The organism is Paenibacillus sp. NPDC101420, from assembly GCF_050277435.1.
GTDB lineage: Bacteria > Bacillota > Bacilli > Paenibacillales > Paenibacillaceae > Paenibacillus_AQ.
This window is the reverse complement of sequence record NZ_JBNNSE010000003.1, coordinates 447523-471111: the sequence shown is the minus strand read 5'-3', so window position 1 is coordinate 471111 and position 23589 is coordinate 447523. Positions and strand designations below refer to the sequence as shown.

Sequence of the window (23589 nt, the reverse complement as noted above, 5' to 3'; positions counted from 1 at the left end):
CATTGAATTATACGCTGTTACAAAAACAAATTCCAATCCTTTATTTAGGCTATTTATCTCATTTTCTAGGTGAATATCGGCATTTTGCTAGACTTTTGTTACTTTATCTTTCTCACGCACCACTTTTAATGCGAATTTCGGCAGTGCAAGCATTCGTTTGTACCGTGTAGGTTCTTTTAGGAGACGGTACAACCATTCAATTCTCATTTTTTGGAAGGCTATTGGCGCTCTTTTGCTCTTCCCAGAGATCACGTCAAAGCTGCCGCCGACCCCCATCATGATCGGAACGCCCAGTTTGGACTTATATTTAGCAATCCAAGGTTCCTGACTATCTGCACCTCTGGCAACAAATAATAAGTCAGGATTAGCTTTAACAATTCCAGCAACAATTTCTTCATCTGCATCCGGGCCAAAATAACCGTCGTGATATCCTGCAATGATAACACCCGGATATTGCAATTGTAACCTTTCAGCGGTTTCCCGAATCACTTCAGGCGTAGAACCTAGGAGATATACCTTCCAACTATATCTTTCACCCTGCCGCATCAATTCATGTAACAGATCATAACCTGCTACCCGTTCTGATACCGGCTCATTACAATAATTAGCAGCCCATACAACGCCTGTCCCATCGGGGACAACCAATTCAGCCGATTTCATAATATCCATATAAGCTGGATCTTCCAGTGCAGCCATAACCATAATTGGATTAGCTGTAATCACTTGATGCGGGATACGGGTATGAACAGCCTCCGTCAAATAGGCAACTGTTGCTGCCATATCAACTTTCGAGACTCTAATTCCAAAAATAGGAACTGTAGGTACCGCGCTTTCTGCTTTCACTTTAGATCATCCTTTATGGTGAAAATATTCTACGATTTGCCGAGCTGGTGCCTCTGCTTCTTGAATCAACTTGGAAATGACATCTTCCCGTGCCGCTCTCCATTCCTGTCCTGTGTTCAAAAGATGAACAATCTCGGCAGCAACATGTTCAGCATCAAGTGTGTTCGTTGCTCCAACAGGATGGGTCTGAATTCTGTCCAGAAAATGATCGATCTTCGGATCATAAGAAATACCAATCAGTGGAACACGTCTTCCAGCCGCGTAGATCAAGCTATGAAGTCGCATACCAATCAGAACATCGCATTGTCCCACTTCCCGTAGCATATGCTGCGGGTGAATGGCATCCTCACAAATACTGACCTGCCCACCATGCTCGGTTATACTTCCCTTCAGCTTATCCATCAGATAACGTGAAGCCTCATTGTCCGAAGGGGTGTGAAAAGGGAGGAATCGCAAATGTAACGGAACCTCACGGTTGGCCTTAATCAAGCCTTGTGCAAGAGCCTCCAGTTCTCTGCGGTCTTGCTCCCAAAAACGTACCGATATCCCAATCACCGGAAGTGAATCAGATAACTCTGAAGATTGTGTAGCAACATCCGTGTCCTCTGGCAAAGACAAGCCCATTACCGGATCGGGAACAACTTCTACGTTCTTCTGTTCTAGCCCCATAGATAGAAGAAGCTCGCGGGATTGTTCATCCCGCACAGATATATAGGTACATTTACGAAACACGGATTTGATTAAAGGGTGAAAAAGTTTACGATTCACTGGCCCAATGCCTTGAGCATAGATAAAGGTTGGTCTACCCATCCACTGCGCAAGTTTGATAATACCTAAATAGTAAGGAATAGTCTTGCTACCTGTTACATCCTGCAGCAAGCTACCCCCACCGCTGATCAGACCAGCGCTCTCATAAATCGCTTGACGGACTTCAACAAGCTTCATCCGGTGCACGGATTTCACTCCGTATGTGGCGCTGGTCCACTCAGGATCAATGGATAACACTATAGGTTCAATGGATATACCCAAAGCTTGAGACTGTTTCTGCAGTGCATTTAGAATGGACTGCAACACCGCCTCATCTCCACTGTTACGGAAACCATAGTAACCAGAGATAACTATCTTTTTAGGAGTGGCGACCATCGTTTCCAACACCCTTCTGCAATCTGCCATACGATTACGGCAATTATACCAATGATCAGTCCGAGTCCAAGACCGAGCAACCCACGAACCAGCGAGATTAGAACAGGTGAATGAATATGTGCAAAGGTATCCACCATGGATAGCTGACCAATTACGGCAATGATCATGATAAATGCTGCATTCCGATATCTAAAGGCCAGGAATGCACCAAGAATTAATAACGGATGTGCGAGCAAAAACTCTTTATTACGCGGCCGGACACCAACCGTATTCTCTAGGAATGTACGGAAGGCCATTTCTAGAGGTGTTACGTTACCACCATTTCCAGTACGGCTTAAATAATACATACCTACGACCCCAAGAACCATAGCGGCAAGAACCATAGCTAATGTGATTGGTGTACGCAGCAGCTTACCTGTCTTGTTAAAGACAAACTCTCCACGATAGAGGAGTACATAAAGTGCTACAAGGCCGATAGGCGCCATATGGAGCAGACTAACACCACGGAACTGGTCCAGCACTAGGCTGTAGGTTATATTGTTGAGCAGTGCGATCACGAAAGGTACAGCGCTCAAAGAAATTAATGAAGTCTTCAAATAAAGCACCAGACTATGCGTAAACCGACGTTGCGGGCTCATAGCCTTATAGGTAAGGGTATTGTTCCGTAGCGGAGGTCCCATTTCATTGACCTTACGAATGGCAAGTACAACCGCCAGGGTTGGTGCACTTATCGCAGCCGCTAGCGCCAGTGCCTGCTCAAACAGCTCTGGTTTCAAGACCAGCAGGCCTGCACTTCCCAGTAATCCTAGCACCCATGCTGGGATCGTAAGCCATGGAATAAAGTAAGAAATCAGCAGCGCTACTAATGAGACTGCGCCAACTACCGCAACTAGCTTGAAGTAACGCTGATAAGACGAATCTACAACCTCAAAAGCCGTAGCTTGTCCTAACTTAAACCCATTGTCTTTGATCTGCTCAACGGCACCACCAGGATCACTCAGACTCGTGACAAGGTTGTCTAGCGTATCTGTAATCTGTGCCTTAGCTGTATTCCGTGAAGGAATCGTATTTAAATAAATCATGCGGATATTGCGATCCTTTGTTGCCAGCGCGAAACGATCTGAGATCACTTTTGGATCTAAGGCAGAGTCCCCTTCGCTAAGGGAGTATAACCGTGTTACGTTATAGTCCAGCAAATAAGCAAGCTTGTTAAAGCCCTTCTGCTGCTTCTTAATATTTTCAATTGCTGCAATTCCGATTCCACGTTCCTTAAGGAGATTTGCAAAGTCAGTGATACTAGCCGTATCCGCATCATCATTAAACCCTTTAACGGACTCTCCCTCGAATAGGATTCGTTTTACACCCAATTCTTCATAACGATCTAACAGCTTCTTAACTGTTGCTTTATTATAAGTCAAAGAATCCACAAGACGCGGTACAATGGTGAACCCTTTGTCATGCAGCATCTCCAGTGTAAATGGATCCGGCTGAAGTGGCTTCAGTGTAGCATCTTCTATTGGAGTCTCAATAATAAGACCTTGTTGTCCGCGGAAACTCCATTCCTTCGAAGTAATCCCAAGATTACCGAATGCCTCTTTAATGACAGGCGCCAGGGCCTGGTAGTAATCAGGATTAGTAAAAAGAACATAAGTATAGTTCTCATTCACCGGAATGATTGTATCCGTAAGATTAGCGATATCAGCCGCACCCCACATCATTAGACGACGCGCCTTCCGATAATCTTCCAGCGTGCTTTCGTAAATCGCCATACTCTGAACACCAGCATCTTTTAGACGATCTAATTGTTCGGAAATATAATCCTGCGGATTTGCACGATAGCTTGCTACTTCAACTAAATCACGGTAATCAAATACAAATTCCACTGTCTTGGAAGACTTCTCCGTCTGCAGACGGTCATAGACAACTGGCAAGGCAGCTAAAACGCCAACCACAACTATGATCCACAGCCACTTTCGGGAAGAAATATTCCAACGTTGCCATTTTTGCTGCACCAAAAGTACCTCCTCTTTCATTTCAAAACTCTTTTTACAAAAGTAGAAACGGATCGTCATCCTTTTAGAGACGGTACCCGTTTCTACGTAAAAAATATAATTTCACAATATAGAGCGCAATCTATATTCTTATTTTATTGTTCCCCGTCAACACGAGCCATAACCTGCTTGGATAGTGTAGTTACCTTATCCTTAGCATTCTGCAAGGATTCACCCACAACCGCAAAATAAACTTTAATCTTTGGTTCGGTACCGGAAGGACGCAGGCAGAACCATGAACCGTCAGCCAGCAAATACTTCAGTACATTTTCCTTCGGCAGACCATTCAAGCCTAGCGAATAATCCAGCACCTCTGTAACGGCAGATCCCGCAATTTCTTGTGGTGCATTCGTACGCCAATCATTCATGATACCTTGAATTTGCGCAACGCCATCCTTACCCTTCAATGTACGGGACTCCAGGCTTTCCAAGAAGTATCCGAACTGCTCATACAATTCCTGAAGAACATCATATAATGTTTTGCCTTGAGCTTTGTAATAAGCACCTGCTTCAGCGATCAACATAGCCGCAAGAACGGCGTCCTTATCACGAGCATAGTTACCTGCAAGATAACCATAGCTTTCTTCATAACCGAAAAGATATGTGTAATCTCCGGATTGTTCGAATTGAGTCATTTTTTCCCCAATATATTTGAATCCCGTTAGCGTATTAAATACAGTTGCACCATAATGAGAGGCTACAGCTGCCCCCATCTCGCTCGTCACGATAGTCTTCACAACTGCACCATTGCTAGGCAACTTACCTTGTTCCTGTAAACGGCTCAAATAATAATGAATCATCAAAGCTCCAGATTGATTGCCCGACAAAACAACAAATTTACCTTCATTATCGCGAACCACTGCCCCCATACGGTCTGCATCGGGATCCGTGCCAATTAAGAGGTCTGCATTCAACTCTTCGCCCAGCTTCATAGCCAGTGTAAAGGCTTCGCGTTCTTCTGGGTTCGGTGATTTTACAGTGGAAAATTCGGAATCTGGTTGTTCTTGCTCAGGTACAACATGCACATGTGTGAAACCTATTTTCTCAAGCACATGGCGGACTGGCAGGTTACCAGTACCATGTAGCGGGGTGTATACGATTTTGAAGTCTTTTCCAAGCGTAGAGGCGATCTCTTCACTTGCAAGACTAACCGCAGCGACAGTATCGGTAAACGCTTCGTCATCCTTCTCACCAAGCCAGTGCAGCAGACCTTGACGCTCCGCTTCTTCTTGGGAAATCCGCTTCACACCATCAAAAGTGTCAACCCCTAATATGTAAGAAATGACCTTTTCGGCTTCGTCAGGGACAAGCTGTCCACCTTCAGAATTATAAACCTTATACCCGTTATATTCAGGCGGATTATGACTTGCAGTAATAACAATACCGCCCGTTGCCTTCAAATGGCGCACGCTGAACGACAATTGGGGTGTTGAGCGCAGAGAAGTAAATAAATGAGCCTCAATGCCATTAGCAGCCAATACAAGAGCAGCCTCAAGTGTGAATTCAGGCGAGAAACGACGGGAGTCATGAGCGATAACAACAGAAGGTCTTCCCTCTCCAGTATGCGTCTCCAGAATATATTTAGCGAAACCTTGTGTAGCTCTACCTACCGTATAACGATTGATACGATTACTACCTGCACCAATTACACCGCGTAGACCACCTGTACCGAATTCCAGATCTCTATAAAATCGTTCCTCGAGCTCCTGTGGCTCGTTCTCCAGAGCGCGCAGCTCCGCCTTCGTAGACTCATCAACAGATGCGTTCTCCAGCCAGCGAGATAAGGTTTCTGCCGCTTTTGGGCTTAATTGAGTCATTTAGAATCTCTCCTTCTCCATGTATAATATATATTCGCTAATTAATATTAGCTGAGCGCAAACATAATTTCCCCAGAGGCAACAACTTTCCCCTCAACCGACGCAGTAGCTTGTCCTTTTCCAATACTGCCCTTAAGGCGAGTAATCTCCACTTCAAGAGTGAGCGTATCTCCTGGTACGACTTGACCACGGAAACGGAATCCATCGAGCCCGGCTAAAAAGCCAATCCGACCGCGATTCGCTTCTACCCCTAAAATAGCAACCGCACCAACTTGTGCAAGAGCTTCTGTAATCAGTACGCCCGGCATTACCGGATAACCTGGAAAATGACCTGCGAAGAAAGGTTCGTTGATCGTTACATTTTTAATGCCAACAGCCCGTTTACCCATTTCAATCTCAGTGATCTTGTCCACCAGCAGAAATGGAGGCCGATGGGGGATGATTTCTTGAATTTGGTTGATATCCAGCATTATTAACAAAACTCCTTTCGGATGTTACTTCATTTATTCTTCGCCGAACTGCATAAATTTAGGCAGCTTCGGTAAAAACTATATATATCCTTCACCACCTGCAGAAGTGGAGGTTGAGATAAGGGGCTTTCTCCACCGGATGCGATAGCATGGCGGAGAGGGCCCTTTTTGCTGCCCGAGGCCCCCCACCATTATACATTTATCCGTATAAAAAAGAAAACTCCCTTAAGCAAGAAGGGAGTCGTTATCATCTTAAATTATGGAGCAAAAACCAAATCATAGACATGTTTCCATGTGCTCCATTGTAGAACATCGCTAAACTCTTTTTTGCCAAGGACAACGTAACCGACAACCAGTCCGCCTCCAAGTGCAGCTATGAGAAGCAAAGGAATAAGAATCCACTGGATAAGTGTCCATTTTGATAATCCTCGCCGCTTCGGCTCTTTCTTGTCTTCTGGTTTGTCTTCCGACTTCACCTTTTTCTGACGTTCCATTCCTTCACCTCTACCCGCGCATGTTATTGGCCAGACCTAGCATCTGATCACTGGAAGAAAGCGCCCGAGCTGCGAGTTGATACGTACGTTGAATCTGCATCATTTCTGTCATTTCTGTGGTCATATCGACATTTGACTGCTCCAGCCACCCTGAGCGTACTCCAATTCCAGACGCCTCACCTGCCGCTCTTTGTACAAAAGCCTGCTGTGCTGTAACTCCATCGGCAAGCATATAGAAATTCCCGTCCACTGCCTTTAAAGCATTCTGTGTCTTAGGTTCTACAATCATTATAGTACCTGCTACCCGAACAGGTCCATTCTCTGACTGTTTCGTTAATACACGACCGGATTCATCGATAGCTGCATTCACACCCACAGGGACCGTTAAAGGATTACCTGCTGTATTCAGTACCGGATTCCCCGTATTATCTACAAGGACCATCTTGGTTGTATCGGTGGTGTCAGGCGTAAAGTGAAAGTCACCTTGTCTTGTATAAGCTGTAGTTCCATTGACCTGAACTCCAAACAGCCCATTACCCTGAAGCGCCAAGTCGGTTGGATTACCTGTTTCTTTAAGGGGACCTTCTTCCCAATTAGTCGTAATCGAAGGCACATAAGTCCCGAAACCGATATTAAAACCTAGAGGTGTAGCGCGGCCCGGCTGATCATAGTCATCCGATTGCTGCTGCACACGAGTCAGCACATCCTCAAAGGAGCCTTTCTTGCTCTTATAACCATTTGTATCCATATTGGCTAGATTATCCGCTATAATATCAAGCCGCTGCTGAAGGCTGGACATGGAGACTGCTGCACTAATCGTTGAGTTGTTCATAGATCAAACCTCCTATAAGCTGTACCTGTAAAACCCATTTCATAAGCAGCACTTATACCCTGCCGACTTCAGTTACAGCCTTCTGCAAGCTGCTATCATAGTATTGGACGATCTTTTGGTTCGCTTCATATGCCCGGTATGCGGCATTCAAATCAACAGTAACCTGAGTAGGGTCAACATTGGAGCCCTCTAAATACCCTTGACGCACCTGTAAGTTATCAGTTGCATTGGAGTAACGAATGTCCGCCGCCGCTATATCATCAGCGTGAAACACACCTTTACCATCACGCACAAGCTCCTGCGGCTTTGTAACTACACTCACACCAATCTTGGTCCCTGTCGGAAGTCCTGTTACTGGATTTAGTACATTACCCTGCCCGTCCACTTTAAGGGTGTCCTGATTTCCTGTCAAGACAAGTGGCTTGCCAGTGGAATCCAGAACCTTGAAGCCTCCACTGCTCAACACTTCTCCCGTAGCCGCATTTACTGTGAAGCTTCCATTTCGGGTAAATAAGTTATTGCCCTCAGCATCCTGAACGGTAAAGAAAGCCTGTGGACGGTAAATAACCTCACCCTCAGGACTTACATATTTCCCTGAACCATCAAAGGCTATATTTTGACCCGTCACAGGGTCGGCGACTTGCAAATCTGTAGATAAAGCAAAATCCATAGACTTGCCGCTCTCCCTTAAATCACCCTGTAAATATTGGGATATTGACTGTTCTGCAAAAACTCCCGTGTTAAGGCGCCCCACCGGCGTGGTATTGCCATTAATCATAGCAGAGATCAAGACATCCGGAAAAGCATGATTAACACTGTCAACCTGCTTATATCCCGTAGTATTTAAGTTAGCGATGTTCTGTGTTGCCGTATCGTGTCTACGTTGCTGCGCAACCATACCTGCAGCGGCCGTATATAAACCTCTTATCATGAAGGTAGTCTCCTTCCGAATCTAATGCTACCTTTTATATCGGCTGCTTAGAACTTTTTCTTAACGACCTTGTCCAAATTGTCCAGCATAATTCCTGTTCCTTTTACCACACAGTGCATAGGGTCTTCCGCTACCCAAACAGGTACATGTAATTCTTCTGAGAGTAGCTCGTCCAATCCGTTAAGCAAAGCACCTCCACCAGTAAGAACCACACCCCGGTCAATGATGTCCGCAGACAATTCTGGTGGTGTACGCTCCAGTACCGATTTAGCTGCAGCCACAATGGAAGAAACCGGATCCCATAATGCTTCCTTTACCTCAGCCGCCGTAATAGTGAGCGTTTGGGGAAGTCCGCTTACCATGTCCCGGCCACGAATATCCATTTCGGACTTCATCAAACCAGGTCGAACCGTACCAATAGTAACCTTAATATCCTCTGCTGTCCGTTCACCGATCAACAATTTATACTTTTGTTTAATATATCTTAAAATGGCCTCATCGAACTTGTCTCCAGCGACTTTAATCGAAGAAGCGGTAACGACGTCGCCCATAGAAAGTACGGCTACATCCGTCGTTCCGCCACCGATATCGACGACCATGTTTCCACTTGGCTGATAAATGTCCATTCCCGCTCCAATCGCAGCGGCCTTTGGCTCTTCTTCCATAAATACTTCCTTAGCCCCGCTGCGTTCTGCCGCTTCCCGAATGGACTTTTGTTCCACAGATGTAATATTTGTAGGGGCGCATATCAGAATGCGAGGCCGTGAATACCAGGTGCGACCGCCAACACGGTCGATAAAATACTTCAGCATCATTTCCGTGACTTCAAAATCTGCAATGACACCATCCCGTAAAGGACGGATAGTTGTTATATTTCCGGGTGTACGTCCAACCATGCGACGTGCCTGTTCTCCCACCGCAAGGACTCTCTTCGTATCACTTTCAAGTGTGACCACGGAAGGTTCATCCAGAACGACTCCCCTTCCCTTAACATGTATGAGCACATTGGCCGTGCCGAGGTCGATTCCGATATCCTTGCTAAACATAATGAAAGAGCCCCCAAAGTGTTATTTTAATTGAAAAAACAGCAGTTAGTACTAAATTTAAAAATAACATACTTTAGGGGAACTACACAATGTTTTAAAGCTGAATATTTCCTTAAATTTCCGAAAATCTTATGGCTTTGATGCTACAGCAACCTCACGTTTTTTCCCCGTCGTTTTTTTATATTTAATTTTTGTGGCTTCTCCCCCCCGAAGATGTCGGATGGATTTGTGATATTCAAGAATGTGCTTCACCTGATCGGCCAGATCAGGGTTGATCTCTGGCAGACGCTCCGTCAAGTCTTTGTGCACCGTGCTTTTTGAAACGCCAAATTCCTTGGCTATGGTCCGGACCGTATGCCTGGTTTCCACGATGCAGCGTCCGATTTTGATCGTACGTTCCTTGATGTAATCGTGCACGCTCCCGCCTCCCAACTGTGGATAGTTTGGTACATTATATGAGGGGCGGGCTTATATATTCGCGCTTTCAAGACATGACAAGCCTGGGAGGGCTCATTTTATTTAATGGACAACCCAAGAAGCCTTGTTATTAGCAAGACGGAACGTCGTTGGTTCATCAAAGACAATAACCGTTTCTCATAGAAAAATAAGGCTCTTTATAAGCATGCTGCTTACGAAAAGCCTTTTTCACATAAAAACAGGGGGCATTAGCCCCCTGCAGTAAATATTCTTATCGCCCTGGCAGTAACTCTGATGGATTAACTACTTTGCCGTCCTTATACACTTCAAAGTGTACATGATTGCCAAGGTCCTTCTCGATTTCACTGCGACCTGCGGTTGCAAGCGTATCTCCTTGCTTCACAACATCGCCTTGTTTCACTTTCGTTTCGCCAAGACTTTGGTAGACGGTCTTCATATTACCTTGATGGGTAATCTCAATGACCTTACCTAACACTGCAACATCGTCCACTCTAGTAACTTCACCGCTAAGCGCTGCTTTGACGTCGAACGTATTGTTGTCTTCACGGGCAAGATCGATACCGACATTAGGAATAAATTTGTCGTTATACTGCACCATTGCGGCAACGTGATTGTCTTCTGTACCATTCTCATCATAATACGGTTTGACCACTTCTACTTCACCTGGATTGGCTACTGGCCAAACCAAGCTTTCCGCTGAAGCAAGAACTTCAAGGGCATCTGGATTACTGTTTGCAGTACCAGCTTCGTTAGTCGAAGCTCCTACTTGCTGTGATGTGGCGGCGGTGTCCAGCGGTTTTTGGCCGGCATCCTGATAGACCCACACCAAAGTTAGTATAATTGCCGCTGCCGCCGTGTAGACTGCTGGGAACACCCAACGTTTAGATAACATCTTGCTCCATGAAGAAGGTTTAGCACCTGAATCTCCCTGCGATTTTTTGAGAGATTCATCATGGTTTGTTTTGTTTTTGTCTTGTTCATTCATATGGTTATCACCTCAGTAACCAGTGTTACCGGGCTTCTATCTTTTATACGTATCTTTCAAGTTATTTTTTCAGAAGAGTTGAGATTTGCGTAAAAGAGATACCACTGTAATAGTGTTTGAGAATTTGAGTAGCCGTTCCGCCTTCCTTCGCCATCCCATTAGCTCCCCACTGACTCATTCCCACACCATGCCCATTTCCGAAGGTAGTTATATAGATTTTATTCCCCTTTCGCCCCCAACTGAATTGGCTGGAACGTAACCCTAGCTTTTCTCGCACTTCTCTTCCAGTAAAAACAGTACCTCCAATAGAGATTTCCTTAACCCGATGTCCGGTGGTGAGAGACAACACTTCTACCGGCAATTCAGAGGAAGTAGAGATATTTTTTGTCATGCCTGATTGGGTAGTATTTTTTGAAGCAGGGATTACTCTGTCGTTTAGCCCAAGTCTAGTAAGTATTTCCGAGATGGTGAATGTAGATGTCACCGCATAGTTTGGGGTGATCTCTTTCTCCCAAGGACTAGTTACACTGCGCAGATAGGGAATCGCTGCATTCCAGTATTCTTCCGAGTTCTCGGTATATCCTCCACTGGAGGCGAAAAAGGAGGCCGTAATCGGCTGTCCTTTATAGGTCATAATGATACCGCGCGTCTCAAGGACCGCGCGCTGAAGCTTTGCGAGGTCGGCGCTTCTTCCGCCGAGCTTCCACTTCCGTTCCAGCGTGTCCTTAGATACGTAAGCCTGATGGCTTACCGTATCTGTTACATCCGCCCCCGGAACGGGCACGCCGCTTCTGTCGCCAGCCAGCAGGCGGCGAAGGATAAAGGTGCGGGCCGCTACGGCCTGCGCTTTGAGCGCTTCAAGCTCAAAGCTGGCCGGCATCTCGGCCGCAAGCACGCCGCTGACGTATTCCTCCAGCGGCAACGTCTCTATTTGTCCGCTACGCGACAAATAGACGGAGACCTTCGGCTGCGGCGCTTCCTGCGCAGCCGCCTCCGGCCCCGCTGGTGCGGCTGGTGAGGCCGTTACCGTCGGCAAGGCCGGAGGCGCCGGTTGTCCCCGGTGCAGCGGTACAACCGCCAGTGGAATCAGCAGCGCCGCCAGGATAGGCGCTGCGAGCCAGGCGGCGGGACCGAGGCGCCTGAGCCGGGGAGCAAGGGAACGCGTGTGCCAGCGCGTTGACTTGTTACGTCGCAAGTAGCGGAAATCTTTCATCTCTATGGCTCCTTCCGTGAGTCGCTGTTGATTCTTATAGATATGAATTTACAGTAACTACTAGAACAATATTTGAGAGAAAGAGAGTAGCTTTCTCGCATCTATCACTATACCCCGTGTTAAAAAATTACAACCGAAAAAATCCTCATTAGATGAGGATTCAAATTTACTTTCTAATAATACAAGCAAAAACGTCTTCGGTGTCCCTATAAGGACGGTAGCGTTTATGCGAGAAATATAAGAATAATTTATAGTGTAAAACATATAAACTCTTATATTTAAAAAAAGAACAGGCCGCATCACTGCAGCCTGTTCTCACCTAATCACTGATATTATACCCAAGTTGCTTGAACCTGAAAGCGAGGTTTAACCTCATCGCTTTTGCTTGATTCGCTCTTGGCTACTTCTGGTTTAAGAGTTTCGTCCTTCACCGTTTGCGCGGCTGTGTCTTCCATGGAGATACGCCATATTTCCGCACCTAGTCCAGACAGCTTCTCAGCCAAATGTACATATCCACGGTCGATATGATGAGTTCCGCTTACCTCAGTAGTGCCTTCAGCAACAAGACCTGCCAAAATAAGCGCAGCTCCCGCACGTAAATCCGTAGCACAAACCTTGGCTCCGACCAATTGCGCATTACCTGTAACGATTGCTGAGCGACCTTCGATCTTAATCTCAGCATTCATGTTGTGGAATTCATCCACATGCATGAACCGGTTCTCGAATACAGTTTCTGTAACGACACTAGTTCCTTCAGAACGCAGCAATAATGCCATCATCTGTGACTGCATATCCGTCGGAAAGCCTGGATACGGCAAAGTCTTCAAATCAACAGCTTTAAGAGGTTTGTCACTAATTACACGAACCCCATTCTCATCAGGAATAATGGTCACACCCATCTCTTCCATCTTAGCAATAACAGGTCCCAAGTGATCAGCGATTGCGCCTTCCACATATACGTCCCCACCTGTGATTGCTGCGGCAGCCATATAGGTACCGGCTTCAATACGGTCAGGAATCACATGATGTTTAACGCCATGCAGACGTTCTACGCCTTCAATACGGATAACACCTGTACCCGCACCGCGAACGATTCCGCCCATACCATTCAAATAATTGGCCAGGTCGACAATTTCAGGCTCCTTAGCCGCATTCTCAATCACGGTCACGCCTTCGGCGAGTGCCGCTGCCATCATTATATTTTCGGTCGCACCCACGCTAGCTACATCCAAATACACTTTGGCTCCGCGCAGCCGACCGTTACTTTTCGCTTCAATGTAGCCCTGGCCGAGACTAATCTCTGCACCAAGCGCTTCAAATCCTTTCAAATGCTGATCAATCGGTCGTGTGCCAATGGCGCAGCCACCAGGCAAAGAAATTCTTGTATGACCAAGCCGTGATAACAGAGGACCCATGACTAAAAAAGATGCCCGCATTTTCCGTACCCATTCATAAGGTGCTTCACAGGAAGTGATGTTTGTAGCATCCACCTGGATAATATCGTTTTGATATGTAACCCCTGCACCCAGAGATTCCAACATTTTTGAAATCGTCATTACATCATCAAGCGGAGGTGCGTCCACAATGACGCTTACTCCTTCTTCTGCCAATAGAGAGGCGGCTATGATCGGTAATACGGAATTTTTTGCGCCGCTAACTTTCACGCTCCCGGTCAATCTGTTGCCACCGCGGACGATAAATTTGCTCATTTTCGGTTTCCCTCCGCGTCCATTATTTCTTAAATTATTTTTTTAGATTAAAAGTAATTGCAAAAAAATTCGCATACTCCATCAATACGCCCATTCAGCCGGGCATGTTCCTTAAAGTTCAGTGTTGACATAATAAAACCTTATTATTCGACACTTTTTGACCATTGCGACCTATGACACTTATAACCAAACTACATATTCCTAAAACATATAGCGGATCATCCCACTCCAGCTAAGGTAATCCAAAAAGAATCCTGCAACTAAACGACCAAGTACAATAGCCAAAAGCAAGTGCAGCAGCCTTCCTTGAGGACTCTTGGGATATCTTATGACCAAATCCAGCTTAAGGTTCTGCAATGCCCACCAAGATAATACAACACTGAGCAAAGAAACAATCATTGAGATCATGCTGCTGGTTCCAGCGGCACTAGACCATCCATTGGACAATATATCCCCCATGCTAACCCTCCGTGTTCGTATTACTCGGAAATCGACTCTTATATCATACTTGCGCAGGGCAAAAGAATCCAGTACTTTTACAAATTTTTAAACAATTCAATGCCAATATCCAAAAAAATGAAGAAATCTTAACCTTTACTACATAGATTACTATAACAAAAAAAGCAGTCAAGCTTAGAGCTTGACCGCTTATATCCTACTGTTGTCCTTTACCAGTGGACACTTTAATCCGTGTAACAGCGCGTTGCAGCGCCAACTCCGCACGGCGGTGATCGATATCATCTTGTTTGCTACGAGTCTGGAGACGGCGCTGAGCGCGTTCTCTAGCAGCCTCGGCGCGTTCAACATCAATATCCGTTGGCAGCTCAGCACTTTCGGCCAGCACTGTTACTTTGTCCTTATGCACTTCAACGAAACCGCCATGAACGGCGATGGAGATCGTAACACCGTCCGATTTGACGGATAACGGAGCAACCTGAAGTGGAGTCACAAGCGGAATGTGTCCCGGCAAAATACCCAACTCGCCTTCGACTCCCCGTACTGTCAAGCTATTCACTTGTTTAGAATAGACGAGATGCTCCGGCGTGACAATTTCCAACAAAAAGGTATTCACTTCCATTCCTCCTTAAAGCTTTACGAAGTAAAGCTCTCATCGAAAGCATACACTTAGCTTTACGAAGTAAAGCCCGCTTCGAAAGCATTCACTAAGCTCAGTGTTACATCGATTTCGCTTTTTCAACCGCTTCTTCGATTGTACCCACAAAAAGGAACGCTGCTTCTGGAAGATCATCATGCTTACCATCCAGGATTTCCTTAAAGCTACGTACAGTTTCTTTGATTGGCACGTATTTACCCTTGAAGCCGGTAAACTGTTCAGCTACGTGGAAAGGCTGTGACAGGAACCGCTCAACTTTACGAGCACGAGCTACGATAACCTTATCATCCTCACTCAATTCATCCATACCCAAGATGGCAATGATGTCTTGAAGTTCGGTATAACGTTGCAGCAATTGTTTAACACCTTGTGCCACATTGTAATGCTCTTCACCAACAATTTCAGGAGCTAGCAGACGCGAGCTGGAAGCCAGTGGATCAACCGCTGGAAAAATCCCCTTCTCGGAAATCTTACGCTCAAGGTTAGTTGTTGCATCCAAGTGAGCAAACGCCGTTGCCGGAGCAGGGTCAGTGTAGTCATCCGCTGGTACGTAGATTGCTTGAATGGAAGTAACGGAGCCTTTTTTGGTAGAAGTGATACGCTCTTGCAACTGACCCATTTCAGTAGCCAGGGTTGGTTGGTAACCTACCGCGGACGGCATACGTCCGAGAAGAGCGGATACTTCGGAACCCGCTTGGGTAAAGCGGAATATATTATCGATAAAGAGCAGCGTATCGCGACCTTCTACATCACGGAAATATTCCGCCATAGTAAGACCGGTCAAAGCTACGCGCAGACGCGCGCCTGGGGGCTCATTCATTTGTCCGAACACCATTGCTGTTTTCTTAATAACGCCGGAGTCCGTCATTTCGTGATAAAGGTCATTACCTTCACGAGTACGTTCACCCACACCCGCGAATACGGAAATACCGCCGTGTTCTTGGGCAATGTTATTAATCAATTCTTGAATCGTTACTGTTTTACCTACACCGGCACCGCCGAACAGACCAACTTTACCGCCTTTAGCGTAAGGTGCAAGCAAGTCGATAACTTTAATACCCGTTTCCAAAATTTCGGCTTGTGTCGACAATTCATCAAATGTCGGAGCCAAACGGTGAATCGGGTTCTTTATTTCAGCAACAACTTCACCAGCGTTATCAATTGGATTTCCAAGTACGTTAAATACCCGGCCTAATGTCGCTTCCCCTACAGGAACCGAAATAGGACCACCTTGGTCAATCGCATCCAGTCCGCGAACCAGACCATCTGTAGAAGACATCGCGATACAACGTACCAAATTGTCTCCCAAGTGATTGGAAACCTCAAGTGTTAGGTTAATCTGGCGACCATTGTCCAAGACGGTTTCAATTTTGATAGCGTTGAATATCTCGGGCAATTGGCCGCGTTCAAATTCAATATCGACAACCGGACCCATAATGCTTACAACGCGTCCTTTGTTCATCTTCATTTCCCTCCTCGAAAGCTGTTACATCAAGAAGAAACGACGCTGTCGTCTTATAAAGATGACAACCGTTTCTCGTAGAAATATAAGCATTTTGTATAGTGTAAAACCTATACTTTCTTATATTTTAAGAAGAACTGCAGTGCCGTTCTTAAGGAGCCATACTCCAGAAGCGGGCGATACTATGTATCGCTCCATGCGGCACTGTTTCTCGTAAAATACAAGGCAAGTCAAGCACGTTGCTTAACTGTTCTTGTATTTTTAAGACTGAGCGTTCGCTCCGGCCACGATCTCGGTAATTTCCTGCGTAATTGCCGCCTGACGGGCACGGTTGTACGTAAGGGTAAGTTCTCCGATCATTTTCGACGCGTTCTTTGTTGCACTGCCCATCGCTGTCATTTTCGCACCCAGCTCACTGGCCTTGCCATCCAGAATTGCGCTATAAATCAAAGTTTCGGCGTATTTCGGAAGTAGTACTTCGAGTACGCCTTCTGGTGAAGGTTCATATTCGTAATTTGCAGTCGCTTCATGATGCTCATGATTTCCTACGCCTTCCATAGGCAACAGTCGATCAACGGTTGGGATCTGGGTAATCGCATTGACGAATTGGTTGTAGCAAACGTACAACTCATCATACGTACCATCTACAAACTGTTGTACTGCCGAATTAGCAATAGACTTAATGTCAGCAAATTTCGGCGCATCCGATAGCTCAGTAACTTCCTGTACAATCGGATATTCACGGCGGCGTAAGAAGTCACGGCCTTTACGACCGATAACGAACAAGGCGTACTCATCTTTGGATTTATGTCGTTCCGCGATGAGCATCGTCACCTTACGTAAAATATTAGCGTTGTATCCTCCCGCAAGCCCTCTATCAGAGGTCACGATAAGATAACCAGTTTTTTTCACAGGGCGACTGACCAGCATGGGATGCTGAACGCCTTCTGTACCGGCAGCAATGCTCGATACAACCTCTTTCAGCTTCTCAGCATAAGGACGGGCGGCAATTGCCTTCTCCTGGGCTTTTCTCAGCTTGGAGGCGGCTACCATTTCCATCGCTTTTGTGATCTGTCTTGTGTTTTGAACACTCTTAATTTGACGTTTAATATCACGCATGCTTCTTGCCATGATTTCACCACCTTAAAGCTTTGACGAAGTCAAAGCTAACTTCGTAAGCATCTTCTTAGCTTTGACGAATTCAAAGCCTACTTTATAAGTAATAGCCTGAGCTTCGGCAGAGCCAAAGCTCACTTAGTAAGATTCGTTTAAGTACGATTAGCTAGTAGCAAAGCCTCTTTTAAATTTATCAATCGCTGATTTAAGAGCGGCTTCGTTATCTGCTGTCAAATCCTTGGTATCTCTGATGGATTGAGCAACTTCAGCAGCACTGCTGTCCATGTAAGCAAGGAATTCCTTTTCAAAACGTTTTACGTCTTTAACAGGAATATCATCCAAGTATCCCTTTACAGCTGTGTACAAGCTAAGCACTTGGTGCTCAACAGACAACGGCTGATTTACACCTTGTTTCAGAACTTCCATCATACGTGCTCCGCGATTCAGACGAGCAAGCGTAGATTTATCAAGATCTGAGCCAAACTGTGAGAAAGCTTGAAGTTCACGATATTGAGCAAGATCCAAACGGAGCGAGCCAGCTACCTTCTTCATCGCTTTAATCTGAGCGGAGCCCCCTACACGGGAAACGGAGATACCGACGTTGATCGCCGGACGTTGACCAGAGTAGAACAGATCGGATTCAAGGAAGATTTGACCATCTGTAATCGAGATTACGTTCGTAGGAATATAAGCCGATACGTCAGATGCTTGTGTTTCGATGAACGGAAGCGCGGTTAATGAACCACCACCAAGCTCATCACTAAGCTTAGCCGCACGTTCCAAAAGACGGGAGTGCAAGTAGAACACGTCACCAGGGAACGCTTCACGACCCGGTGGACGACGAAGCAGCAAGGACAATTCGCGATAAGCCGAAGCTTGTTTTGAAAGGTCATCATAAATGATCAGTACGTGTTCGCCCTTGTACATAAAGTACTCGCCCATTGCGCAACCTGCGTATGGAGCAATATACAACAGCGGGGATGGCTCTGAAGCCGAAGCAGTTACAACGATTGTATATTCCAACGCGCCATGACGGCGGAGAGTTTCTACAACCTGTGCTACTGTGGATTGTTTTTGTCCAATGGCAACATAAATACATTTCATTCCGTTGCCTTTTTGGTTGATAATCGCATCGATTGCGATTGCAGTCTTACCTGTTTGCCGGTCACCAATGATAAGTTCGCGTTGTCCACGACCAATTGGTACCATCGCATCAATCGCTTTAAGGCCAGTTTGCATTGGCTCATGAACCGATTTACGGTCGATAACACCAGGAGCGTTATTCTCAACCGGACGGAACTCCGTCGTTTGGATTGGGCCTTTACCGTCAAGCGGCATACCGAGTGCGTTAACAACACGACCCAGAAGGGCCTCTCCAACTGGAACTTGCATGATTTGTCCAGTACGTTTTACTTGATCGCCTTCACGAATTTCCTTGTACTCACCCAGAATAACAACACCGACGTTGCTTTCTTCCAGATTGAGCGCCATGCCCACTACACCGTTGGAGAACTCTAGCAACTCGCCTGCCATTGCGTTTTCCAGACCGTAGACACGAGCGATACCGTCTCCGACTTGAATGACGGTGCCCACTTCGGCAACTTCGATATCGGCTTTATATTGCTCAATTTGACTTTTGATCAAAGTGCTGATCTCTTCAGGTCTGATGCCCAATATCCTCACCCCTATCTTCTATGCTTATCATTAAAGGATTTCTCGAGACGTTCCAATTTACTAGAAAGACTTCCGTCATACAGCGTATCGCCGATATAAACCTTCAGTCCTCCCAGCAGGCTTGGATCGACCACATTCGTAACCCGAATTTTACGGTTTACGAGCTGGCCGAATTCTGCAGCTACAGCCGCTTGTTCTTCTTCACTTAAAGAATAAACGGAGTATACCTTAGCATCACCAATGCCAAGAGCGTCTCCTTCAATCTTGATATACGTATCCAGCAGTTCGGCAAAAATATCGGTTCTGCCTCGCTCTACTAACAGTTCTACAATGTTCATTACAATAGGAGAGAGCTTATCTTGAAGTGCTGTGCGCAGCACTTTCAGCTTGTCGGACTCCGAGATACGTGGTGCAAGAATAAACCGCTGTACCTCTTGGTCTAAATGTAATACTTCGACCACTGCCTTGAGCTGTTCTTCTACTTCAAGGGTAATCCCCTTCTCTACCGCTGCACTGTACAATGCTTTAGCGTAGCGCTTGGCAACTACCGTATCGCGGCTCATGATCGGCCTCCTACCTCATTGAGGTATTGGTTCACAAGCTGCTCCTGCTCACTGCTAGCACTAACTTCTTTCTTAAGAAGTTTAGAAGCAATACGAACAGATGCCGTTCCAATTTCGCTGCGCAACTCTTCCACTGCTTTATTCTTCTCGTTCTCGATATCGCGCACGGCCTCTTCTTTGACGCGTGCAGCTTCAACTTTAGCTTGCGCCAAAGCTTGTTCTACCTGTTGATTACTAGTAATTTGCGATTGTTGAATAATCTGTTGAGCTTCCTGGCGTGCACTGTTCAGCGCCTGCTTCTGCTCTTCCACATACGCGACCGCTTGCTCTCTAGTCTTCGCAGCTTCATCCATTTGCTGCATTACCAGCTCACGGCGTTTCTCCATAACTGCGAACAGTTTGCTGAACGCATACTTACTGAGCAAGAAATATAGAATCCCAAAGGCTACAATTGAAAATACGATGTTTGTCCAAACAATTTCCACTGAGGTCACTCCCTTCCGTTACCGCGTCATGCGGACGTATACAAAAGTAAGGCGCGGATGGCATCGGCCGTCCCCGCCAAACCGTAAATACGGTTTATTAAGAAAACATGATCAGGAATGCGATAACTGTTGCTGCCAACGGAATAACTTCGACGATACCTACACCGATAAACATTGTTGTTTGAAGCGCGTTACGAGCTTCTGGTTGACGAGCGATGGACTCAACTGTTCTACTAACGATCATACCGTTACCAAGACCTGCGCCAAGTGCACCCAATCCAACCGCTATTGCTGCTGCTAAAAATTCCATTTGTAAATATCCTCCTTTAATTTCGGTTCATAATGTGTTTAATGATATAAGATATCTCCCGCGAAAGAAAATTAGACAATAACCGTTCCCTTCGCAGCAGTTCATTAATGTGCTTCTTCTTCGTGAATCGTCATCTGTGCGATATAAACCATCGTCAGAATCGTAAAGATAAACGCTTGTAGTGCCCCGACGAAAATACTGAAGCCTTGCCATACAGCCAGGAACGGAATACTGAGAATCCCCAGCTTCAAAATGACTGTAATCAGTACTTCTCCGGCAAAAATGTTAGCAAATAGACGAATAGCCAGCGCTACTGGTTTTGCCAGGTTCTCGATAATGTTCAGTGGCAAAAAGATTGGAAACGGCTCAATATAGTGTTTGAAATAATGCTTGCCGTTGAGCTTAATGCCCAGGAAGTTCATCAGTATAAACACAATAATTGCCAATCCTGCAGTGATATTAATGTCAGCAGTCGGCGACTTGTACCATAAGATCTCAACATGATCACCATGCGCCAAGTTCCTGGTTGCTTCAATCACATGGCCAAACACAGTTACAGGTCCATGTGCTTCAGTTACAACTGAGAAAGGCAATCCAAGAAGGTTGGAAACAAAGATAAACAGAATCAACGTTAGCCCCAAAGATATGTAAGGTTTTCCTTTCTTCAGGTCCATGGCACTGCTTATGACACCCTCTACAAATTCAACAACCCATTCCATAAAATTCTGAAGCTTAGATGGATTCTCAACCGAAAGCTTACGAACCGACAGCATCACCAGCACAAATACTACTGTACAACTGATCAGAAGCATCAATACGGCTGATATATCTATCGGTATTCCCCCGACAAAGATTTTCGGCATCTCATGCATAGTATCATCCCCCTTTCTCTTTAATCTGGTTAAAGTTTGTTCTTCACACTCAGATATATCCCCGCAGGAATGGCGAGAAGCTGAGGAATGAATACGCCTGAAACAGTTGCTACCAGGGAGAAATGCTCAATCTTGACCGCGAACATGGTGACCAAAATTGCGAAGCTAATCCGTGTAACAAAACCGAGGCTGAAGGCATTCCCTTCGTTGCTCGCAATCGACTGCGTTACCCGTCGAACCTTGACGGCCAGATAACGAAAGTTTACCAATCCCGCCACCAGACCCAGAGTCATGCCCAGTGTAAAATCCCTGGTCTCATGATGAAGCGCCCAGCCCATTAAGAGTCCTGCCATAAGGACGAGCGTAACTCTAGTGACGGTATTGATCATGGGAGTCATATTATCCATTCTGCTCCCCCAAAAATTTTTTAATTAACAGGACGACGTTCACAATTCCCAGAATCATTCCGGTTATAGTGCCAATAGCGAGCCAATATTTTGGCCCCTCCATCAAGTCTTTCAGCCACCTTGCCGCAAAAAAACCAATAACAATGTAAGCGGCGAGTATAGTGCCTGCACTTCCAATGATAAGCGCGGTCTGTAACAAGCTGTCCCTGCTATTTTGTTCTTTCATGGCTACAATCCCAACTAATTTTACTGAATTTCTGGAGTCTTTGTCAATTCATTGAACATTGCCCAAAAACCCTTGAAAACATGAAAATAATCACAGCAAAATGTTCCAAAACCATATAAACCGTACAGTTTCACTGTATGTTGATTTTAATCAGATCAGATATTACTTTAAATGAAATTATTTATTTTTTGTGAACATTCTGTGAAACTCTTCAGGACGCTCCTTATTTACACCAAAATGGTGCAAAATCGCATTGACAATTCGTTGGGAGGCTTTGCCATCTCCGTACGGGTTGGCGGCCCGACTCATCGACTGATAGAGCTCATTATCAGTCAAAAGAGCATGTGTCCGTGCATACACCTTCTCCTCGTCCGTGCCCACAAGTTCTAGCGTTCCAGCGTCTATCCCTTCAGGACGCTCCGTCGTATCACGAAGCACAAGTACTGGTACTCCGTATGAAGGAGCTTCCTCTTGTAAACCGCCAGAATCGGTCAATATCAAGTGGGTATGCGGATAAAAATTATGCAAATCCACGACATCCAGCGGATCAATCAGCTTAATTCTTGGATGTCCACCCAAAATTTCATGTGCAGGTTCCTTAACGGCAGGACTCGGATGCACAGGATAAACAATGGCTACATCTTCGAATTCATCAGCGATTCTTTTGACAGCCCGGAAGATATTCCGATGCGGTTCACCTTGCGATTCTCTACGGTGAGCAGTCATCAAAATAAGTTTTTTTCCTGAAGCAAAATCCAAAACAGGATGCCGGTAATCAGGCTGTACGGTATATTGAAACACATCGGTTACAGTGTTGCCTGTGATATAAATACTTGATTCTTTTTTGTTCTCATGTCTCAGATTACTAGCTGACCAATCCGTTGGAGCGAAATGCAGGTCTGCTAATACACCTGTAAGCTGACGGTTCATTTCTTCAGGATACGGAGACAATTTGTTCCATGTCCGAAGTCCTGCTTCTACGTGCCCAACCTGAATTTGCTGCAGGAAAGAGGCATAGCTTGCAAGGAACGTCGTTAATGTGTCCCCGTGCACCAATACGAGATCAGGTTTAACCTCTCTGAGTACAGGCTCCAGGCCTTCAAGCACTCGAATAGTAATCTCATTAAGCGTCTGACGGTCCTTCATCACATCCAGATCGTAATCAGGAGTGATATTGAACACTTCCAACACTTGATCGAGCAACTCCCTGTGCTGTGCTGTTACACATACAATTGACTCGATGTGCTCAGGATGCTTCTTCAGTTCAAGAACTAGAGGAGCCATCTTGATCGCCTCGGGGCGCACTCCGAAAATAGTCATCACTTTAATTTTGGACATAACCCCTACCCTCTCATCAAAAAATAAACAAATTTCTTATATCCTATTAC

The 23589-nt window shown here is 45.7% G+C and carries 25 protein-coding genes; all 25 read right to left on the bottom strand.

Annotation, left to right across the window (positions count from 1 at the left end; genetic code table 11):
• Window positions 1-87: 87 nt before the first annotated feature.
• Window positions 88-843 carry a WecB/TagA/CpsF family glycosyltransferase gene (locus ACQKMP_RS17325; RefSeq protein ID WP_042192439.1) on the bottom strand — a complete coding sequence of 252 codons (756 nt, stop codon included), beginning with the start codon at window positions 841-843 and terminating at the stop codon, window positions 88-90.
• Window positions 844-849: 6 nt separating this feature from the next.
• Window positions 850-1986: a polysaccharide pyruvyl transferase CsaB gene (csaB, locus tag ACQKMP_RS17320; protein ID WP_427470132.1), complete on the bottom strand. Its 1137-nt coding sequence runs from the start codon at window positions 1984-1986 to the stop codon at window positions 850-852.
• Complete coding sequence (locus tag ACQKMP_RS17315) at window positions 1962-3998, bottom strand: DUF5693 family protein (RefSeq protein ID WP_076285657.1); 2037 nt, start codon at window positions 3996-3998, stop codon at window positions 1962-1964. The genes csaB and ACQKMP_RS17315 overlap by 25 nt, the downstream gene beginning before the upstream one ends.
• A gap of 134 nt (window positions 3999-4132) precedes the next feature.
• Complete coding sequence (locus ACQKMP_RS17310; RefSeq protein ID WP_427470130.1) at window positions 4133-5854, bottom strand: phospho-sugar mutase; 1722 nt, start codon at window positions 5852-5854, stop codon at window positions 4133-4135.
• Window positions 5855-5901: 47 nt separating this feature from the next.
• Window positions 5902-6324 (bottom strand): 3-hydroxyacyl-ACP dehydratase FabZ, encoded by a 423-nt coding sequence (gene fabZ / locus ACQKMP_RS17305; protein WP_042192447.1) that lies wholly within the window; start codon window positions 6322-6324, stop codon window positions 5902-5904.
• Between the two features lie 257 nt (window positions 6325-6581).
• Window positions 6582-6818, bottom strand: coding sequence for a DNA-directed RNA polymerase subunit beta (locus tag ACQKMP_RS17300; RefSeq protein WP_042192450.1), 237 nt, complete (start codon window positions 6816-6818; stop codon window positions 6582-6584).
• A 10-nt stretch (window positions 6819-6828) separates the two neighbouring features.
• On the bottom strand, window positions 6829-7650 hold the full coding sequence (locus tag ACQKMP_RS17295) for a flagellar hook-basal body protein (RefSeq protein WP_339243781.1): 822 nt from the start codon (window positions 7648-7650) through the stop codon (window positions 6829-6831).
• A 52-nt stretch (window positions 7651-7702) separates the two neighbouring features.
• Window positions 7703-8581 carry a flagellar hook-basal body protein gene (locus ACQKMP_RS17290; protein ID WP_149645345.1) on the bottom strand — a complete coding sequence of 293 codons (879 nt, stop codon included), beginning with the start codon at window positions 8579-8581 and terminating at the stop codon, window positions 7703-7705.
• A gap of 47 nt (window positions 8582-8628) precedes the next feature.
• Window positions 8629-9627 carry a rod shape-determining protein gene (locus ACQKMP_RS17285; RefSeq protein WP_042192456.1) on the bottom strand — a complete coding sequence of 333 codons (999 nt, stop codon included), beginning with the start codon at window positions 9625-9627 and terminating at the stop codon, window positions 8629-8631.
• A 129-nt stretch (window positions 9628-9756) separates the two neighbouring features.
• Window positions 9757-10044, bottom strand: a complete 288-nt coding sequence (spoIIID, locus tag ACQKMP_RS17280; protein ID WP_019915029.1) for a sporulation transcriptional regulator SpoIIID — start codon at window positions 10042-10044, stop codon at window positions 9757-9759.
• 271 nt (window positions 10045-10315) lie between these two features.
• A complete protein-coding gene (locus ACQKMP_RS17275) occupies window positions 10316-11050 on the bottom strand; it encodes a M23 family metallopeptidase (protein WP_042192459.1) in 735 nt (244 codons plus the stop codon).
• Window positions 11051-11111: 61 nt separating this feature from the next.
• Window positions 11112-12245, bottom strand: coding sequence for a stage II sporulation protein D (spoIID, locus tag ACQKMP_RS17270; RefSeq protein ID WP_427470125.1), 1134 nt, complete (start codon window positions 12243-12245; stop codon window positions 11112-11114).
• A gap of 350 nt (window positions 12246-12595) precedes the next feature.
• On the bottom strand, window positions 12596-13972 hold the full coding sequence (gene murA / locus ACQKMP_RS17265; protein WP_042192464.1) for a UDP-N-acetylglucosamine 1-carboxyvinyltransferase: 1377 nt from the start codon (window positions 13970-13972) through the stop codon (window positions 12596-12598).
• 201 nt (window positions 13973-14173) lie between these two features.
• Window positions 14174-14431 carry a DUF1146 family protein gene (locus ACQKMP_RS17260; RefSeq protein ID WP_042131364.1) on the bottom strand — a complete coding sequence of 86 codons (258 nt, stop codon included), beginning with the start codon at window positions 14429-14431 and terminating at the stop codon, window positions 14174-14176.
• A gap of 196 nt (window positions 14432-14627) precedes the next feature.
• Window positions 14628-15044 carry a F0F1 ATP synthase subunit epsilon gene (locus tag ACQKMP_RS17255; protein ID WP_042131365.1) on the bottom strand — a complete coding sequence of 139 codons (417 nt, stop codon included), beginning with the start codon at window positions 15042-15044 and terminating at the stop codon, window positions 14628-14630.
• A gap of 103 nt (window positions 15045-15147) precedes the next feature.
• Window positions 15148-16548: a F0F1 ATP synthase subunit beta gene (gene atpD / locus ACQKMP_RS17250; protein ID WP_042192466.1), complete on the bottom strand. Its 1401-nt coding sequence runs from the start codon at window positions 16546-16548 to the stop codon at window positions 15148-15150.
• A gap of 261 nt (window positions 16549-16809) precedes the next feature.
• Complete coding sequence (atpG, locus tag ACQKMP_RS17245; RefSeq protein WP_042131368.1) at window positions 16810-17679, bottom strand: ATP synthase F1 subunit gamma; 870 nt, start codon at window positions 17677-17679, stop codon at window positions 16810-16812.
• Between the two features lie 147 nt (window positions 17680-17826).
• Window positions 17827-19338 carry a F0F1 ATP synthase subunit alpha gene (atpA, locus tag ACQKMP_RS17240; protein WP_427470121.1) on the bottom strand — a complete coding sequence of 504 codons (1512 nt, stop codon included), beginning with the start codon at window positions 19336-19338 and terminating at the stop codon, window positions 17827-17829.
• An 11-nt stretch (window positions 19339-19349) separates the two neighbouring features.
• On the bottom strand, window positions 19350-19901 hold the full coding sequence (locus tag ACQKMP_RS17235; RefSeq protein ID WP_042192468.1) for a F0F1 ATP synthase subunit delta: 552 nt from the start codon (window positions 19899-19901) through the stop codon (window positions 19350-19352).
• Entirely contained in the window at window positions 19898-20386 is a 489-nt protein-coding gene (gene atpF / locus ACQKMP_RS17230) for a F0F1 ATP synthase subunit B (protein WP_042131371.1), read from the bottom strand. Before atpF ends, ACQKMP_RS17235 begins: the two co-directional genes overlap by 4 nt.
• Window positions 20387-20483: 97 nt before the next feature.
• Window positions 20484-20696 carry a F0F1 ATP synthase subunit C gene (gene atpE / locus ACQKMP_RS17225; RefSeq protein ID WP_039877624.1) on the bottom strand — a complete coding sequence of 71 codons (213 nt, stop codon included), beginning with the start codon at window positions 20694-20696 and terminating at the stop codon, window positions 20484-20486.
• Between the two features lie 104 nt (window positions 20697-20800).
• Entirely contained in the window at window positions 20801-21568 is a 768-nt protein-coding gene (gene atpB, locus ACQKMP_RS17220) for a F0F1 ATP synthase subunit A (protein WP_042192471.1), read from the bottom strand.
• 29 nt (window positions 21569-21597) lie between these two features.
• Window positions 21598-21975, bottom strand: a complete 378-nt coding sequence (locus ACQKMP_RS17215; protein WP_042192473.1) for an ATP synthase subunit I — start codon at window positions 21973-21975, stop codon at window positions 21598-21600.
• A complete protein-coding gene (locus ACQKMP_RS17210; RefSeq protein ID WP_042192476.1) occupies window positions 21968-22201 on the bottom strand; it encodes an AtpZ/AtpI family protein in 234 nt (77 codons plus the stop codon). Before ACQKMP_RS17210 ends, ACQKMP_RS17215 begins: the two co-directional genes overlap by 8 nt.
• 177 nt (window positions 22202-22378) lie before the next feature.
• The gene (wecB, locus tag ACQKMP_RS17205; RefSeq protein WP_042192480.1) at window positions 22379-23539 is read right to left on the bottom strand and encodes a non-hydrolyzing UDP-N-acetylglucosamine 2-epimerase; all 1161 of its coding nucleotides are present in this window, start codon (window positions 23537-23539) and stop codon (window positions 22379-22381) included.
• Window positions 23540-23589: the final 50 nt, after the last annotated feature.

Bases quoted from the DNA above. Each gene is read 5' to 3' on its own strand.
- atpE (WP_039877624.1), bottom strand. From the start codon at position 20,696: ATGGAATTTTTAGCAGCAGCAATAGCGGTTGGATTGGGTGCACTTGGC.
- atpD (WP_042192466.1), bottom strand. From the start codon at position 16,548: ATGAACAAAGGACGCGTTGTAAGCATTATGGGTCCGGTTGTCGATATT.
- fabZ (WP_042192447.1), bottom strand. From the start codon at position 6,324: ATGCTGGATATCAACCAAATTCAAGAAATCATCCCCCATCGGCCTCCA.
- wecB (WP_042192480.1), bottom strand. From the start codon at position 23,539: ATGTCCAAAATTAAAGTGATGACTATTTTCGGAGTGCGCCCCGAGGCG.
- ACQKMP_RS17235 (WP_042192468.1), bottom strand. From the start codon at position 19,901: ATGAGCCGCGATACGGTAGTTGCCAAGCGCTACGCTAAAGCATTGTAC.
- ACQKMP_RS17295 (WP_339243781.1), bottom strand. From the start codon at position 7,650: ATGAACAACTCAACGATTAGTGCAGCAGTCTCCATGTCCAGCCTTCAG.
- ACQKMP_RS17275 (WP_042192459.1), bottom strand. From the start codon at position 11,050: ATGAATGAACAAGACAAAAACAAAACAAACCATGATGAATCTCTCAAA.
- ACQKMP_RS17300 (WP_042192450.1), bottom strand. From the start codon at position 6,818: ATGGAACGTCAGAAAAAGGTGAAGTCGGAAGACAAACCAGAAGACAAG.
- ACQKMP_RS17210 (WP_042192476.1), bottom strand. From the start codon at position 22,201: ATGAAAGAACAAAATAGCAGGGACAGCTTGTTACAGACCGCGCTTATC.
- ACQKMP_RS17260 (WP_042131364.1), bottom strand. From the start codon at position 14,431: ATGGGGGATATATTGTCCAATGGATGGTCTAGTGCCGCTGGAACCAGC.
- atpB (WP_042192471.1), bottom strand. From the start codon at position 21,568: ATGCATGAGATGCCGAAAATCTTTGTCGGGGGAATACCGATAGATATA.
- csaB (WP_427470132.1), bottom strand. From the start codon at position 1,986: ATGGTCGCCACTCCTAAAAAGATAGTTATCTCTGGTTACTATGGTTTC.
- murA (WP_042192464.1), bottom strand. From the start codon at position 13,972: ATGAGCAAATTTATCGTCCGCGGTGGCAACAGATTGACCGGGAGCGTG.
- atpG (WP_042131368.1), bottom strand. From the start codon at position 17,679: ATGGCAAGAAGCATGCGTGATATTAAACGTCAAATTAAGAGTGTTCAA.
- ACQKMP_RS17215 (WP_042192473.1), bottom strand. From the start codon at position 21,975: ATGGATAATATGACTCCCATGATCAATACCGTCACTAGAGTTACGCTC.
- ACQKMP_RS17310 (WP_427470130.1), bottom strand. From the start codon at position 5,854: ATGACTCAATTAAGCCCAAAAGCGGCAGAAACCTTATCTCGCTGGCTG.
- ACQKMP_RS17285 (WP_042192456.1), bottom strand. From the start codon at position 9,627: ATGTTTAGCAAGGATATCGGAATCGACCTCGGCACGGCCAATGTGCTC.
- ACQKMP_RS17290 (WP_149645345.1), bottom strand. From the start codon at position 8,581: ATGATAAGAGGTTTATATACGGCCGCTGCAGGTATGGTTGCGCAGCAA.